The 16,894-nt window shown below is 66.8% G+C and carries 5 protein-coding genes; 2 read left to right on the forward strand and 3 right to left on the reverse strand.

Features of this window, described 5'->3' with window-relative positions; all coding sequences use genetic code 11:
* Positions 1–42: 42 nt before the first annotated feature.
* Positions 43–3,180 carry a TonB-dependent receptor gene (locus tag ACGHX3_RS19085; RefSeq protein ID WP_394695883.1) on the reverse strand — a complete coding sequence of 1,046 codons (3,138 nt, stop codon included), beginning with the start codon at positions 3,178–3,180 and terminating at the stop codon, positions 43–45.
* A 431-nt stretch (positions 3,181–3,611) separates the two neighbouring features.
* Between ACGHX3_RS19085 and ACGHX3_RS19090 the strand changes: the two genes are divergently transcribed.
* Together ACGHX3_RS19090 and ACGHX3_RS19095 are read left to right on the forward strand one after the other, a co-directional pair.
* The gene (locus tag ACGHX3_RS19090; protein WP_394695884.1) at positions 3,612–4,694 is read left to right on the forward strand and encodes a LacI family DNA-binding transcriptional regulator; all 1,083 of its coding nucleotides are present in this window, start codon (positions 3,612–3,614) and stop codon (positions 4,692–4,694) included.
* A 596-nt stretch (positions 4,695–5,290) separates the two neighbouring features.
* Positions 5,291–7,963 carry a protein kinase gene (locus ACGHX3_RS19095; RefSeq protein WP_394695885.1) on the forward strand — a complete coding sequence of 891 codons (2,673 nt, stop codon included), beginning with the start codon at positions 5,291–5,293 and terminating at the stop codon, positions 7,961–7,963.
* 44 nt (positions 7,964–8,007) lie between these two features.
* Here ACGHX3_RS19095 and ACGHX3_RS19100 read toward each other — a convergent pair whose 3' ends face one another.
* Positions 8,008–11,724: a hypothetical protein gene (locus ACGHX3_RS19100; RefSeq protein WP_394695886.1), complete on the reverse strand. Its 3,717-nt coding sequence runs from the start codon at positions 11,722–11,724 to the stop codon at positions 8,008–8,010.
* 11 nt (positions 11,725–11,735) lie between these two features.
* On the reverse strand, positions 11,736–16,730 hold the full coding sequence (locus ACGHX3_RS19105; protein WP_394695887.1) for an OmpA family protein: 4,995 nt from the start codon (positions 16,728–16,730) through the stop codon (positions 11,736–11,738).
* Between the last annotated feature and the right edge of the window lie 164 nt (positions 16,731–16,894).

Consider the following 16,894-nt stretch of genomic DNA (forward strand, 5'->3'; position numbering starts at 1 on the left):
GGTCCCCTCGGCGGCGTACGGAGAGGTCGTCCGCCGCCAAACTCAGAACTTGTAGCGGACGCCCAGCATGTAGCGCGGGCTCTGGTCGGCCAGCTTGACGATCATCTGATCGGTACGTGCATGCCACCGCACGTCCTCGCCCGTCAGGTTGATCGCCTCCAGGCCGAACGACCAGTGGTCGTTGAGCGTGTAGTTCACGCTCAGATCCCACTGCTCGTACTCCTCCACGTAGTACGGATTGCGGCTGGCGCCCTGGTTGGCGAGGATCAGGTACTCGTCGCGCCAGTTCCACGCCAACCGGACCGACCAGCCATACTTTTCGTACATCAGCATGGCATTGGCGGTATCGCTCAGGCCGGTCAGTGCGAACTGGTCGATGCCCGGATCGCCACCATTGTTGTAGCCGACATCGCCACGCACGACGGTGTAGTTGGCCAGGACACCGAAGCCGCTATCGCCGAAGAAGTACTGCCCGCCTATCTCCCAGCCGTGCAGCTTGGACTGGTTCTGGTTGATCGGACGGTTGACGTTGAACAGGTACAGCGGATCGTCGGCCTCGCCATACAGGTCGTAGGCGGCCTCCGTCGCCAGAACCTGCGCATCGGTGCCGTTGTATGCCGCCAGTCCGGCCGGGTTGTTGCGCAGCAGCGCCAGCGCCGTGAACAGCGAGGTGTCGTTGGCCGAGCATGCTGCCGCATTGGCCGCGCCGACCTGGGTGACGCAGGCGGCACTGGTGAGGAATGCCAGCGCGGTCTGCGCATCCGGACCGGACGTGGGGTCCCTCAGCCCGTACAGGCTCTCCTGTCCGACCGTGTTGCCGATGAAGTTGTCGACCGACTTGTTCCAGTAGGTCAACGACACGTAGCTCGCGTCGGCGAAGTACCACTCGAGCGCCAGGTCGAGATTGTCGGACTCAAGCGGCTTCAGGCTGGGATTCTGCGCATTGCCGCTCGCGCGTACCGATGGGTCGATCAGGACCGAACCGAACGGCTGCTGCGCACCAGGGCCTGCATACAGGTTGCCGTACGGCGCCCGCGCGATGCTCTTGCCGAACGAAGCGCGGCCCTTCAGTTCATCAGTGATGTCGATACTGAAGTCAAGGTTGGGCAGGATATAGCTGTAGCTGGCCCGTTCGCTGAAAGGTTGCTGCTCGTCGGACAGCACCACCCGGAAATCGTTGTTGGCCTGCCATTCGATGGCCTCCGGAATGGCGATCACCGAAGTGGATACGACGTCGGTCGTCTCGTAGCGGACGCCGAGACGGGTGTTCGTGCGCATGCCGCCCAGTTCGCCGTCCAGCTCGATCTGGAAGTAGGCCGACTGCGTCTTCTCTTCAACGCGGTTGTCGGCGGCGCGCTGCGGACTCACGCCAATGCCTGCGCCATAGTTGTCGGCGGCCCACTGCGCCAGCTCGGCGGCATTGCCCCGCCATGCGCCATTGCTGCTCGCGACGCTGTAGTCTTTGAACAGCCCCGCGATGTCGTACGGCCTGATCAGGTCCATCAGCCCGTCGGCGACATCACCGTTGACGTTGCCCACGCCCCAGTCGCCCAGGGTGGAGTAGTTCTCCGCGGCCTGCAGCCGGTGCGTCGACGACTTGGAACTGTCGACGCCGAACTGGAAGCGGCCGCTATCGAAGCTCCATTCGCCATCGATGCGTGCCTGCTTGATCTCGCTGACCTGGGTCTGCGCATTGATGCGCAGCACCTGCGAGCCGATCTCGCCTTCGACGAATCCGGGATTGACCACGCCGTTGGTGCCGGCGATCGCATCCGCCGTGCTCGGGTACCACGTCTGCGTACCGACCGGCAGACCGTTGTTGAACCGCAGCTCCTGCACCCACGAACCGCCGCAGTGCGGACCGGTGGTGCAGTTGTTGGTGCCTGCGATGCTCATGAAGATCGAGCCGCCGCCGGTCAGCGGATCGTTCGGACGGCTTTCGTTCTTCGAGTTGTGCGCATCGAAGCTCAGGCGGAAGCGGTCGTTGACGTCCCACACCGCATTCAGGCCCAGCGAACCCAGCTTGTACTTCTGCATGCTGCGCTGCTGTTCGAGGCCGAAATCCTTGGTGCCGGCGATCTCGCGGATGTAGATCGGCGTTGCGACGGCGCCGCTGGTGTCGAACTCGACGTTGGTGTAGTTGCTGTTCTGCAGCCACATCGCCTGTTCGCCACGGTTCTCCGTGATCTCGTTGGTCGAATAGGTGTAGTCCAGCGTCAGGGTCAGGCTGTCGGTCGGCGCGAACTGCACCACCGCCTGGCCGTTGACGCGGTCGCGCTCGAACTCGGAGAACGCGTAGCGCAGGTCGTTGGGACGCGCGTACAGGTCGCCGACGCCTGGCGCGTTGACCACGGTCGGGTTGCCGGGCATGGTCCCGGTCCACGGCTGGACGTTCCAGTAGTTTTCCGTGGCCTGCACCGAGCCGCCCTTGCGCTTCTGCTGGCTGGCGCTGAGGCTGACGCCGAACGTCTTGTCGGGATTGGTGTAGCTGAAGATGCCGGACAACTCGGGCGTCAGGTCGTTCTCGAACGGCTGGCTGCGGTCGGAAACCACCTTGGCGCCCGCGTTCGCGACGAAGCCGTCGTAGTTGAACGGGCGCGCGGTGAGGATGTTGATGGTGGCGCCGATGCCGCCGCTGGGCACCTGGGCTTGGCTGGTCTTGTAGACCTCGATGCCGTTGATCGCCTCGGCCGCGAGCTGGGCGAAATTGAAGGCGCGCGTGCCGCCATCGATGCCGCCGATGGCGACCTGGCCGGAGGCGCCGAACGCATCCGCGCCCGGCATCTGCCGTCCGTTGAGCGTAACCATGTTGAACTGCGGACCGAAGCCGCGGGCGGTGACCTGCGCACCCTCGCCGTCGCGCCGTTCGATCGAGATGCCGGTGATGCGCTGCAAGGATTCGGCGAGGTTGGTGTCGGGGAACTTGCCGATGTCCTCGGCGCTGATCGCATCGACGACACCCGCCGAATCGCGCTTGATGTCCATCGCCTGGCTGAGGCTGTTGCGGATGCCCGTCACCACGACGGTGTCCAGATCGGTGGCCTGCGAGGAGGCCTGCTCCTGCTGCGTCGCAGGTGCCGACGCCGGTGCGTCCTGGCCGAAGGCGGGATTGATGACCAGCACGCCCCCGACGAAGGTGAACATGGCCCGGGATCTGAATTTCGCCAACTTCCGGCTCATTGACGTGTCCTCGGGTATGGGATGGTACGGAAACTGCACACGGTCATGGATTTCCCCTTCGCTGCATACGTTAGTGATGTACCGCCCCTCCCGGGGGCGCCCACGGGCAGTGCCCGTCTTCCAGGCCGGATCGGTAAGTTGCCCCCGAAGGCTCTCGTTACCCATTCCGGATTCAAGCGTGGCAAGACGACGATCGCGCGATGGAAAACGGCTGCCACCCCTGACTGGCCGACATCGAGTGGTAGCGCTATCATTGCGTTGGGGCGCAGACTAAACATGCGTGTTCTCGCTTGTCACCATGCAGCGCAACAAAGCGCCTACGAATCGCCATGGCGGCGCTGTAAACAGGCGAAGGTGGGGACTGAACCTGTTCCGCGCTGCTTCAATGCGCAAGTAATCGCGATTTCGCCCCGTCATTCGGAAGCATCGGCATGAAGAACAACAAGGCAATACGCAGGAAGGGAGGGGCCGTCACCATCGATGAAGTAGCGCACCACGCCGGCGTCTCGCCGATGACCGTATCCCGCGTCGTCAATGGCCATGCAGGCGTGCGCGAGGCCAACCGCGATCGCGTCATGCGCAGCGTGCGCGAACTCGGCTACCGGCCCAACATGGCCGCCAGCGCGTTGGCGGCGGCGCAACACACCTGCATCGCGCTCATCTACACCAACCCAAGCTCCAGCTACCTGCGCGAGCTGCTTGTGGGCGCGCTGCGTGGATCGGCCCGCGCGGCGGCGCAGCTGGTGATCGCGACCTGGGATGGCCTGGATGCCGCCGAATGCCTGGCCGCTGCCAGGCAGCTGTCGAACAGCGTGGCGGGCGTGGTTCTCCCTCCTCCGCTGTGCGAGTCCAAGGCCATCGTGTCCGCGTTCTCCCAGGCCGGCGTGCCTGTCGTGTCGATCGCCTCAGGCCACTTCAGCGACACCATCTCCTGCGTGCGTATCGACGACTATTGCGCCAGCCGGGAGGTGGTCTCGCACCTCATCGAACACGGCCACACGCGGATCGGCTACATCAAGGGCGATCCCAACCAGACGGCGAGCGCGCACCGTTGGCAGGGCTATCGGGATGCACTGGCCGACGCGGGCATCGCGTACGACGACAAGCTGGTCCAGCCCGGACACTTCACTTACCGCTCCGGCCTGGACGCAGCAGAACGCCTTCTCGCGCTGCGTCGTCCTCCCAGCGCCATCTTCGCCAGCAACGATGACATGGCATCCGCCGTGGTGTCGGTGGCCCATCGCCGGGGCCTGGACGTCCCCCGCGACCTGTCCGTCGTCGGCTTCGACGATACCTCCGCAGCGACGATGGTGTGGCCCGAGCTGACCACCATCCACCAGCCCGTCGCCACCATGGCGGACACGGCCATCGATATCCTTCTGCGCGAGATCAGGCGCGGCGCGTCCGACCGCATCCTTGTCAACCACGTCTTGCCCCACCAACTGGTGCGACGCTCATCGGTAGCGAATGGCCCAGGCGTCACCGCGAAAGTGAAAAAAGGCGATACGCGGTAGCCGATCCGAAACCTTGGGCTTGCGGCTATCGCCAAGCTGCCCTTCCGCTTCACACCCACTAACGATCAGGGCTGCGAAAGCCGCACCGGGTGCACCGACAGGAAAGACTGCGACTCCGCTTCGCTAGCACTGTAAGGCTCAGCTCACCGGAATCAATTGCGTGCTGCTTCCTAATGGTCTGCAGTCCTTTGCAGGGGCCGGCCTGCCACCCGGCAAGACAGGACGAACGTTGGATCCTTCGATACTCCTGGTTGATGAAGCACCAGGTCCAGCGTATCACCCTCTCTCCGTGACACGACGTCATCCTCTACTGCACAAGACAAGTTTCGTTGGCTGGAATGACATCGGATTCTGTCTCCTGAAGCGGACCCGAAGTGCTTCGCACGGGTTGAATCAACGCTGGTAATCTCGGCAAACCCTTTTGATCTCAGTGCCTTAGGGATGGATCGCGCCACTCTCAACAATTCCCGGCTTTTTCTCTCGTTTTGCGTGGTGGGCCCATCCCGTCGCGAAAGCGCGATACCCTCGCGGCACTGGGTCCGTGGCCGCCTCGCCTGCCGTACGCGCGACGTCCTGCCCTTGACCGACTGTCGCCGATGTCCGACCTGGAAGCCCGTGCGCTGGATCTGTTCGACAAGTACGTCGACCTCACGCCGTCGCAGCGTTCCGCCGCTCTTGCACGATTGAAGGATCGCGAACCCGCGCTCCACGACGCGTTGCTGCGCCTGTTGTCCGCCGACGCGGCCACACACCCGCTCGAAGTCGCGGCGTTCGAGCTCCTGGGCGAGGTGTCCACGAAGGACGATGCCGACGACGCGTCGGCGCGCATCGGCAACCGGCTGGGCCCGTGGCGGATCGATCACGTGCTGGGATCGGGCGGCATGGGCACCGTATACGGCGCCAGTCGTGCCGACGGCCAATATGAGAAGCAGGTCGCACTGAAGTGCATGCGCACCGAGATGTCGTCGCCCGCGCTGATCGATGCGTTCATGCGCGAGCGCAACCATCTCGCGCAACTCGATCACCCGCATATCGCGCCATTGCTGGACGGCGGCGTCGAGGCCGACGGCAGACCCTGGTTTGCGATGCGGCTCGTGCACGGCACCGCCATGGACCTGTGGGCGGACCAGCAGCGGCTGGGGCTCAAAGAACGCATCCGCCTGCTGCTGCAGGCGTGCCAGGCACTGCGGTACGCACACGATCGCCGCGTGCTGCACCAGGACATCAAGCCGGGCAACCTGCTGGTGTCGACCGACGGCCGCGTACACCTCGTGGATTTCGGTCTGTCGGCGGTGACCGGCAGCCTGCACGGCGCCGTCGCCCCACGGGTCGCCGTGTCCAATGGCTACACCGCGCCGGAGGTGCTTTCCGGCGGCGCGGCGTCGGTCGCCAGCGACCTCTATTCGCTCGGCGTGATGCTGTACCAGTTGCTCGTCGGCGACTGGCCGCGTCCCCTGCTTCCGTTGCACGCCAGCTTCATCGGACGCCCTTCGGTGGCACCTGCCCGCGCTCCGTCCGCGCTGGCGATGTCGATCTCGCCGGAACTGGCGGTGAAGCGCGACTGTCAGGACCTCCGCCACCTGAGCAAGCGGCTGCAGGGCGATCTGGACGCGATCGCCTTGAAGGCCGTCGCGTTGAAGCCGGAGGACCGGTACGCCAGCGTCGGTGCGCTGATCGACGACCTGGAACGCTGGCTCACGCGGCATCCGGTGACCGCCCGCGGCCATCGGCGTGCGTACGTGCTCGGACGTTTCCTGCAACGCAACGCGCTCGCCAGCGCGCTGGCGGCGAGCGTGTTCGTCGTGGGTGCCGCCGGTGCCGGTGTGCTGGGCTGGCTGCATCGCCAGGACCGGCAGACGCTTCACGACACCCAGGCGGTCTCCTCCGTGTTCGAGCAGACCCTCGGCAGCGCGACCTTGTCGGGACTGGCGGACACGCGCCCTTCGTCCCGCACGCTGCTGGAAAGGACCGAAGCAGGCCTGCGTGCGCTCTCGCTGGATGCCAGCCCTGCCATCAAGGCCCGGGCGCTCGCGTCACTGGCGCGCAGCTACGCAGCGCTGGGCGACTACCGGCATGCGCTGGCACTGGCGGGCGAGGCCCATCGCCTGCTGTCGAACGAGACGGTGGGCGATACCGAAACCCGGGCCATGCTGGCGATGCTGCTCAACCTGCAGGCGCGTCACGCAGAGGCGCGCGATGTCGCCACGCAGGGACTGCAGCGTTCGACGTCAACGCAGACGAACGCGAACCCGTCCACGCTCGCGCTGCTGGCCGAGCTCGCGCGCGCCCACTGGGGAGTGTCGGAACACGACGCCGCGTTCGATGCGCTCGCATTCGCGCAGCGCAGCGCTGCCGGCACATCCTCGCAGGCGGCGGCGCTCGACATGCAGGTGGAACTGCTCGTGCTGCGCGCACAGTGGCATCTCCAGTTGCTGGACCTGGCAGCCGCGGACATCGACCTGCGGAGCGCAGCCCGCGCGGCGTCCGCCGGTGCCCCGGCCGTGCAAGAGAGTGTCAGCGAGGCCAGGCTTCCGCTGCTGATGCTGCAGGAGCGTTACGCGGAGGCGTCCGAACGGGCCACCGCATTGCTCGACGCGCGCCGCCAGCGTCTGGGACCGCACCATCCCGACACGGCACGCAGCCTGCGGCTGCAGCTCGACGTCGCCTCGCGAACCCCCGGCAACGCTCCCCTCGCGACCACCGCGGTGCAGGCAGCACGCGACGCCATCCTCGCCACCTATGGTGCCCGGCATCCGGAGTACGCACAGTTGCTGCTGCTCGAGGCCCGCATCGCATCCCGCGACGATGCACGCATGGGCGTGTCGCTTGCGCGGCAGGCCGTCCAGTTGCTGGAGAGCACGCTGGGTCCGCGTCATCCCGTGACGCTGGATGCGAAGGAGGAACAGGCGATGGCATTGCTGGCGTTCGCCAGCCGCGCGCCCGCCTCATCCGCCCCGCAGCCGTTGCGCGAGGCAGCCGGGCTGCTGCAGGAAGTCATCCATGCCACCGGGCAGCGCCACTGGCCCGCGCCCGGCGCCAGACACCTGCTGGCGCAGGTGCTGCTGCAACGCGCCCGCCTTGACGGCCCGGCGTCGGTCGCGGATCGGCGCCAGGCCGAAACCCTGCTGCAGGACGCGCTGGTGGAAGCGAGCCGGCACTTCGGCGCGCGCCATGCCATCACCACCACGATCCGCGCGACGCTGGTGCAGGACTATCAGCCGGAGGCGGGCGAGGCTACCGCCGCCGCGCCCCGATCATCGCCCCCGTAACGCCCCGTCGCGGAAGGCCCTGCGCCGTGGCGCCGGGCCTGGCGTCAGTACGTGCCGACCAGGTTCAGGAACCAGCCCTTGTGGTCGTAGTCGAAGTCGGTCAGGTCGTCGCTGAAGTCGGTGAAGTTGTAGCCCACGCCGATGCGGAAATTCTTGCTGAGGTCGCGATCGACGCCCAGCAGGACGCCCTGCCTCGAGCCACCATCGTCCACGTCGAGCCAGCGGTATTCCGCCATCGCGTGCCACTTCGTCCGCAGGTCGTACCGCACCTGGGCCGCGCCGAACGTGGTGGCCGAATCCAGCCACACGCCCGTGCCGCGCCCCATGCGCACTTCGCCTTCGCGACGCGCCAGCTTGCCGGCGAATTCCCAGCGCTGGTCCAGCTTGTACACGCCTTCGAACGACAGGATCTGCGACTTCTGGTCGTAGTCCGCACCACCCACCTGTCCCAGCGTTGCCAGGTCGTACAGGTGGGTGTAACGGCCGAACAGGCCCCAGCGCTGGTTGTCCCAGGGACGGTAAGCGAAGCCCACGTTGCCTTCGATGAAGCGGGCGCTGGCCAGCGGATCGAGCTGGTCGTCGGTGTCGGCGTAGTTCAACCGCGCCGCGATGCGCCAGCTCTCGTTGAACTTGTGCGTCAGCCGGTTGGTGCTGACCCACTGCTCGCGCTGCTCGGCTCCGTTGTCCTCGCGCCACTCCAGCTTGCTCTGCCAGTCGGTATCCGGCGACGTACGTCCACCGGAGACGCTGATCGCACGGCGATCGACGTTGCCCCCGGCCGTGTTGGTCAGTTCGCCGTCGGAGAGCGTGAACCCCATGTTCCAGCCCTGTGCCGGATAGAAATCCATGCCGAAGGTGTGCGCCAGGCCGGAGGCGTTGCGCTCCTTCAGGAACTGGCTCTCGTTGTACAGGTTCACCTGGTTGGACAGGCGCCAGCGCTGTCCCAGCGTCCAGCCATTCTGGGCGCTGCGATTGAACACCGAATCGTAGTCGGTGGTATCGGTCGAGTAGGTGTAGGCGCCGTAGACCGAATGTTCGGCGGTCAGCCGATGCTCGGCGTTGACAGTGGCGGCTTCGCCACGGTCGCCCGTGGTGAGTTCGGCGCCCACGGACGACTGGTTGCCGTACAGGTACTTGCCACCCAGGGTCAGTGCGTTGTTGTCGGCGTACTGGCCGCCATCGTCGTCCAGCGTCACCTGCCCGATGCCGTAGAGCTCCAGCGAGCTGCCGAGGCGGCGCAGGTATTTCAATGCACCCAACGTGCCGGCGGCGTCGGCCGCGGTGCCTTCCTGGTCCACGCGGCGGACTTCCGCACTGAACGTGCTGGCGTCGTCGACGCGCCATTCCAGCGTGGCCTGTGCCTGCGTCAGCGATTCCGCCCCGCTTTCGGCGCGGGTGTAGCGCGTGTACAAACCCAGGTTGGGCGTGAACTGGCCGAGCAGCTCGGCGCCGTATTCGGTCACCGGACGGCCGGTGTCGTAGCGCGAGATGGAGTAGCCGGCGCTGGTGTTGCGCCACCAGGCGCCCACGCTCCAGTCCTGCTCCGTCCAGCCCAGTTCCTTGAAGTTGGCGCGGGCCTCGAGTGACTTGGCCTCGCCTTCGCGGAACAGCGCGGTGTCGTTCTGCTGGATGAAGCTCAAGCCGCCATTGTCGGAGAAGAACACCGGCGCACCGAACGACTCGGTCTGCGCGTACTCGGCCTTGACGTAGGTGCCCTTGCCGGCCTGCAGCGTCAGGTCGCCGGCGGCGAGCGTGTAATCCTCGCCCGCGCGGTTCTCCTGCACGTAGGTCGCGCCGACGCCGACATGGTTGCCGAACCAGTGCTTGCCACGGAAGCCTGCGGTGACATCGTCGGCATCGAAGCCCGACGGCACCCATTCGTAATCCACGATCAGGCGCTGCTCGAAGCCGTCCAGCGGAGTGTCGCGCGTGAGCGTGGGCGTGTTCTCGCGGGTGATCTGCGACAGCGGACGCGTCAGCAGCACGCGACCCTGCAACTCGTCGATCTCGTAGTCGGTGCCGCGCTGCAGGACCACGCGTTTTTCGGTGCGGCCAGTGGTCAGATCGCGGATTTCGAGTGTCACCACGTCCGAACCCGGCAACAAGTCCGTATGCCGCAGGTAGTACAGGCTGCCGCCGGTACCGATGAACTCGTTGTGGCCCGGTGCGGTTTCCGCCTGCGAGCCGAACACGCGCAGTTCGGTGCCGGGATCGCCCCAGCGGTTGGTCGCGTTCGAGCGCCAGTTCAGCGCCGCGCCGTACAGCGAGCGCTGGTACTGCGCGTACTCGGTGCCGGTAATACCGGTGCTGTAGTTGCCCCACAGCGCCTGGTTCTTGTCCCAGTCCACGCGCAGGTAGAAGCGGCCCATCGTGTCCACGTCGCGGTACGTCGTGGAGTCGTCGCCATAGACCGGGTAATAGAGGTCCGGATCGAGGCGACGGAAGATGTCCTGCGGATCGGCCTGGGTAAAGCCATCGAACAGGCGTTCGAGATCGCGCTGGGTGGTGTCGGCCTGCGCGGTGACGAGGTACTTGCCCGCGTACTTGGCCTTGCCATAGAACGCGAGGCGACCGTCGCTGATCACGTCGTCCTGGTAGCGCGTGTCGTTGGCGAACGCCGCGCCCGAGCCGCTGACCTTGTTCTGCGAGACGGTGACGTCGGCCAGGCCGACGCCGAAGAAGTAGCGGCCGGTGACGTCCACGTCCAGTGCATGCGTCGCGGCACGCCGCGTGTCATCACTACCACCGCCGGTTTCGCCCACCCCGATCTCGAAGCGGTGACGACCCACCGGCACCAGATACTCGGCGACGAACTTGCGCTCCAGGTCCACCGGGTACTGCTCACCGTTGATGGTCAGCTGCGCGTCGTCGGGGATGTTGCGGCCCTGGATACGGATGCGGGAGCCGTACATCGGGATGTTCTGCTGGCGCAGCCCGTTGCCGGCGAACACGTCGTCCAGTTGGCGCTGCGCCTGCGCCTGCTCGCTCGACAGCGATGTGCCGAGGGCACGCTCGGCGCTGTCGCGCAGCAGGGTGGCGCCGCGCTCAGCCTCTTCGGGAGAAACCAGCTGCAGCGTGCGTGGATACGTCTCATCGAAGCTGTCGCCCTCGCCGTAGGCGCGCAGCACATAGACCAGCTCGTCGCCCTTGCGGAACGGATACCTGGCCGGCAGGGCGCCATCCCAATCGGCCCGGGTCACGCCGGCCACGTCCAGCGGTACGGTGGCGATCGGCTCGATCAGATCGGCATCGCTGCTTCGATAGATCGAGATCTCCAGGCGCTTGATGAAGGCCGGATAGTTGCCACGCACGTAGAACTGCACCGGCTTGGTGATGCGCTGGCCGTCGAACGACACGATGGTCGGCGCGGACACCGACAGTTCCGGCTGGCCGAGCGTGGGATCCTCGGTCGCCCAGATGGCGCCGCCGCCAGGCAGATCGATGGAGAACTTGCCCATCGCCGTCGCCTTGCCCGGCTGCTCGGTAGCCACAGTGACCCGGCGATCAGGCTGCAAGGCCGGGGACGAGGACTGTTCATTGGTGCCCTGGGTGACCGGCCTGTCGTAGCTGCGCGTGCGCAGCCGGAACAGCAGGCCCTCCTCGCCCGCGCACTGTTGGCCATCGCATTCCACCGGCGTCGCCGCACCGTCGGCCTTCACCGGCGCCGGCGAGGGCGCCTGCGCGGCGGCGACCGGAGCGGCACCCGCCAACAGGCCGATCAGCGTGTAGTCCAGCAGCTTCATCTTCATACGCTTCTTCATGATCCGCCCCTTCACTTGCGCACGCCGACAGGGGCTGTCGGATCGTTACTGGATTCCACGCGAACGTGTGCGCGCACCTCCGGGCTCAGTCGCTTGGCAAGGGCTTCGTAGACCGCTTTTGCGCGGCGCATGCCAAGGGCGGTGTTGTACGCATGCGAACCCCGCACGTCGGTGTGGCCGACGATGGCGATGCTGCCGCCGCCCCGCTTCTCCAGTGCGGCCGCCACCTTGTCCAGCAACGGCTCAAACTCGGGGCGGATCGCTGCCTTGTCGGTATCGAACAGCACCGTGCCCAGCAACGCGCCGCCTTCATCCACGCCGACGACCAGCGAACCGGGGTCGTCGACGTTGCCGCGCGCACTGACCACCAGCGCCTGCGCGACGGCCGGTTCCAGCGTCTCCAGCAACGCCGCCTTGACGGCGTTGGCACGTTCGAACGCCAGTGCCTCGGCATCGCCGTTGGCGCTGATCACCACCTCGCCGCCCCCGTGCTTGCGCACCTGGGCCGCCATCGCTTCGATCACCGGCCGGTACTGCGCGCGGACCTCGGCGCTGCCGGGCGCGAAGAACACATCGCCCAGCTCCAGCTCCACCTGCTCGCTGCCACCCTCGATCACCTGCTCCGGCAGCTTCACGCCGAAGTCGAAGCGGACCGGCACACCGGGAGTGATCCGGCGGAGCAGCGGGTTGTCGGTGGTGAACTCGGCACCGGAGGGCAGCGTGGACGGGTCGACCTTCAGGATGAAGTTGCGGCCACGCTCCCATGCGCCACCCGACACGCCTGCCAGGTGGTAGCGCCCGTACTGGTCGGTTTCGATCAACAGGCCTTCCACCGATGCGATACGCACACCAGGGATGCCACGCTCGTCGATGCCGGTGTTGCGGATGACGTAGTCGACCACGTAGCCGCCCTCGCCCTGCGCCACGCGGCGCTCGACGGTCGGTGCAGCCGCGGTCAGGCCCTTGGCGGCATCGCCGGACTGCTCGACGCGCGTGTTGCCCACGGCATCCATGCGCACCGTGACGCCCTGGTCGCTGGTCAGCACGAAGTCGTCGGTGAAGGCCAGTTCGCTCAACCGCTGCCGGATGACCACTTCATGGGCATCCACCGGATCCGCGGGCGACTGGCGACCGCTGATCGTGCCGACGGCGATGCCGTGCAGCATCGGCGAGCTGGCATCCGGCTCGGGCTGCGGGCCCGCACCGTGGTCGACGGTGGTCGAGTTGGCGATGTAGGCACCCGGTGCGAAGCCGCCCTGTACCTTCACGCCACCCAGCGTGGCGCTGTCCTGCCAGCCGTCGCCGTCGCGGTCGTTGAAGACCGTGCCGACCAGCAGGCTGTCATCCAGCATCGCATCGGCGGTCAGCAGTACTTCCGCCGTGGCCACGTTCGACACCGGCTCATCGATCGACGAACGCACCTGCGCTTGGTTGACGTGGGCGCCCGGACGGACACCCGCGCCCACCCGCAGCACGTAGACCAGCGTGGCGGTCTCGCCGGCACGCACGTCCACGCCAGCGAAGCGCAGCGGCCGGTTACCCGAGACCGTCACCATCCGGTCGGCATCGGCTGCCAGCAGCGAACCTTCGACATAGCTGAAGCCAGCCGCCGGCGTGTCCACGATGCTGCCGTTGACCAGGTCGGTGCTGCCCACGTTCTCCACCGTCAGTGTGTAGCGGACCAGGTCGCCGATGCGCACTTCGCGCACGCCGGCCGACTTGCTCAGGCGGATCTCCGGCAGGCCGACCAGGTGCTCGGTGCTGCAGGTCTGACAGGTCGGCGGCGGATCGGTCGGATCCGCGCTGTTGGCTACGACCACGTTCGTCACGCGACCCGTCACCGAGGCATTGACGGTGGCCGTGTAGGTGAACGTCTGCGTACCCACCGGCGTACCGGCCGGCACGATGCAGGTCATGGTCGTGCCGTTGTAGGCGCAACCAGCCGGCATGGCGCCCAGCGTCAAGCCGCGATCCGGCGTGTCCACGAGGGTCACGGCGGAATCCAGGGCCGCCTGGCCAACCTGCACCGACAAGGTGTAGGTGATCACCTGGCCAGGCTGCACGGTCGCGCCGTTGGCGGGATCGGAGCTCTTGTTCACCACCACCGTCGGCGTCGCCACCGGCGTCTCGACGTCGCACTCGTTCGCGCACACCGGGTTGTCGGTACCCGTACCGACCACCGCATTGCGTACCACGCCGCTTGCCTGGCCATTGACCGTCGCGGTGTAGGTGACCGTGTAGACGCCCGGCACCGTGCCCTCCGGCAGCGTGCACACCAGCGGACTGGTCGCGCCGCAGGTGTAGGCACCCGCCGCGGTCACCGCACCGAACGTCAGGCCTGTGCCCAGCGTGTCGGTCAGGGTGATCACGCTGGAGGTCGGTGCCGCCGCCACCGTCGCAGTCAACGTATAGGTGATCACGTCACCCGCCACCACGCGGTTCTTGCCTGCCGGCAGCACGGCCGACTTGCCGTAGCTGACGATGGCCGGCAACGGCTCGGTCACGATGGTTTCTGTCTGGCACGCGCCCTGGCAGGTCGGGGCGTCATCGCCCGTCGCCACCACCACGTTGCGGACGAAGCCGGTCGCCAGCTCGTTCACGATGGCCGTGTAGGTCACCAGATAGGTGCCCGGCGCCGTATTCGCCGGCAGCGTGCACACCAGCGGGTTGCCCACGCCGCAGCTCAGGCTGCCCGCCGTCACCGTGCCCAGCGTCAGGCCCTGGCCCAGCGTGTCGGTCAGCGTGACCGGCGACGTGGTCACGGCATCGCCGACCACGACCTGCAGGTTGTAGGTGAGGGTATCCCCCACCGAGACCTCGGTCTGGCCTACCGGGAGGACGACCGACTTGCTGAAGGTCACCGAGGGGTTCTGCACCGGGGTGTCGATCGTGGTCGTGCAGCCCGCATTCGTGCTGCCCGCCGGGCAGGCCGGACTGCTCACCACCGCCGTGTTGCGGATGTTGCCCGCATCGGCGTCGGCCTGCGTCACCGTGTACGTACCCACCAGCTGGCAGGTCGCACCCGGCGCCACGCTGGCGCAGCTGATGCTGGACGGGGTGATCAGCGCATCGTTCACCACCACGCCGGTCAGCGTCGTGTTGCCCGTGTTGCTCAGCGTGATCGTGTAGGTCAGCTCATCGCCCACCGCGACCGCACCACCGGTGCTGTCTCCGGTCAGCGCCTTCACCAGGCTCTGGCCCGGCGTCTGCGGCACCGGGGTGTCGATCGTGGTCGTGCAGCCCGCATTCGTGCTGCCCGCCGGGCAGGCCGGACTGCTCACCACCGCCGTGTTGCGGATGTTGCCCGCATCGGCGTCGGCCTGCGTCACCGTGTACGTACCCACCAGCTGGCAGGTCGCACCCGGCGCCACGCTGGCGCAGCTGATGCTGGACGGGGTGATCAGCGCATCGTTCACCACCACGCCGGTCAGCGTCGTGTTGCCCGTGTTGCTCAGCGTGATCGTGTAGGTCAGCTCATCGCCCACCGCGACCGCACCACCGGTGCTGTCTCCGGTCAGCGCCTTCACCAGGCTCTGGCCCGGCGTCTGCGTGATCGGCGTGGTCGTCGTGCCGGTCACCGGATCGGTCTCATTCGAGTCCGCCGTCGCCGTGTTCACCACCTGGCCCGCGTCAACGTCCGTCTGCTGCACGGCATAGCTGCCCGTCAGCGTGCACGTCGCACCCGGCGCCAGCGTCGCGCACGTCGTGCTGTTCGGCGCCGCCAGCAGCGGATCGCTCACCACCACGTTGTTCAGCGTCACCGTGCCGCTGTTGGTCGCCACCACGCTGTAGCTGATCGTCGAGCCCAGCGCGTACGGACCCGTCGAGGTCACACTCTTGGCCACCGTCAGAGCCGAGCTCTGCGTGATCGGCGTGGTCGTCGTGTCAGGCGGCGAGGTCACGGCCGGGCCGGAGGGAGGCGTGCCCGTGGCTGTGGCGCTGTTATTCACCACACCGGCATCGATGTTCGCCTGGGTGATCGCATAACTGGACGTACAGGTGGTGCTCGCACCCGGAGCCAGCGTGGTCACCGCACACGCCGCTGCTGCCGTCAGGAGCGGATCGTTGATCACGATGCCCGTCAGGGGGGTGTTGCCGGTGTTGGTCACCAAGAACGAATAGGCGATCGTGCTGCCCACTGTGCCGCCGCTAGGCGCGCCAGCCGACTTGTCGATCGTCAGCGCGGGCGCCGAGGCGACGACGACGGTCGCGACGGCACTGTCGCAGGTCACGGGCACCGTCGCGGGAATGGTGCAGATCTGGTAGGGATAGCTGTAGCTGCCCGCAGCGGTGTTCGCAACCACGGTGATGGTGCCATTGGCATTCATCGTGATGCTGCCAACCGCGGGAACAGGCGCCGCACCCGGCGTCAGCGTGACATTGGTGCCGATGACCGCCGCCACATTGTTGGTGGTGTCGTTGGCGATGACGCTGGCTGTCGTGCCACCCGCGGCAGGAACGTTATAGCTATCGTTCACTGCGTCGATGGTCGGCCTCACCGTCGTGACTACCGGCGGCGTGGTGCAACCGGTGCCCACGCAGTCCGGGTCACCACCGCCGGTCACCACCGCCGTGTTCGACACGCTGGGTGCCGCCGAGGCCGCCGGTGTCACGTTGATCGTGAAGCTCACCGTGTTGCCCGGCGCCACGTTCGTCAGACCCGCCGACACTTGGCAGGACACGTTCTGGCCACTGATCGAGCAGCCGGCCGCCGAATTGATCGTCAGCCCCGCCGGCACCGTATCGGCCACCGTGGCGATGTTTGTGGTCGGCGCGGTGCCGTTGTTGGTCACCGTGAGCACATAGTTGTAGGCCGTGCCCACCACCGCCGTCGCCGGACCGCTCTTGGCGATCGACAGGTTCGGCACCACCACCCTGACCGTAGCGCTTGCATCGTTATTGTCAGGGTTCGTATCCACCACGCCGACGGGGACCGTCACACGGGCGCTGTTGATGACCTGGGTCTGCGCCAGCACCGGCGCCGCGGCCGCACTGCAGAGAGCCAATGCTCCAAACGCAAGAATGGAGGCGCTCTTCTGGGCCAAACGACGGAGGTGAGTGAAGACGTACACGGTGGTCCCTTACGCTGGATCGGGAGAACGGCCAGCCGGGACTGCCTCCCCCAAGGCTGTCTTGAAAGTCGCATTACCCCTCGGCGGCTCGATTGGCC

Origin of the sequence: Pseudoxanthomonas japonensis, assembly GCF_043632995.1 — a bacterium.
In the GTDB taxonomy this organism is placed as follows: Bacteria; Pseudomonadota; Gammaproteobacteria; order Xanthomonadales; family Xanthomonadaceae; genus Pseudoxanthomonas_A; species Pseudoxanthomonas_A japonensis.

Coding starts and splice junctions, on each gene's coding strand:
- ACGHX3_RS19095 (WP_394695885.1), top strand. CDS start 5,291: ATGTCCGACCTGGAAGCCCGTGCGCTGGATCTGTTCGACAAGTACGTC.
- ACGHX3_RS19100 (WP_394695886.1), bottom strand. CDS start 11,724: ATGAAGAAGCGTATGAAGATGAAGCTGCTGGACTACACGCTGATCGGC.
- ACGHX3_RS19085 (WP_394695883.1), bottom strand. CDS start 3,180: ATGAGCCGGAAGTTGGCGAAATTCAGATCCCGGGCCATGTTCACCTTC.
- ACGHX3_RS19090 (WP_394695884.1), top strand. CDS start 3,612: ATGAAGAACAACAAGGCAATACGCAGGAAGGGAGGGGCCGTCACCATC.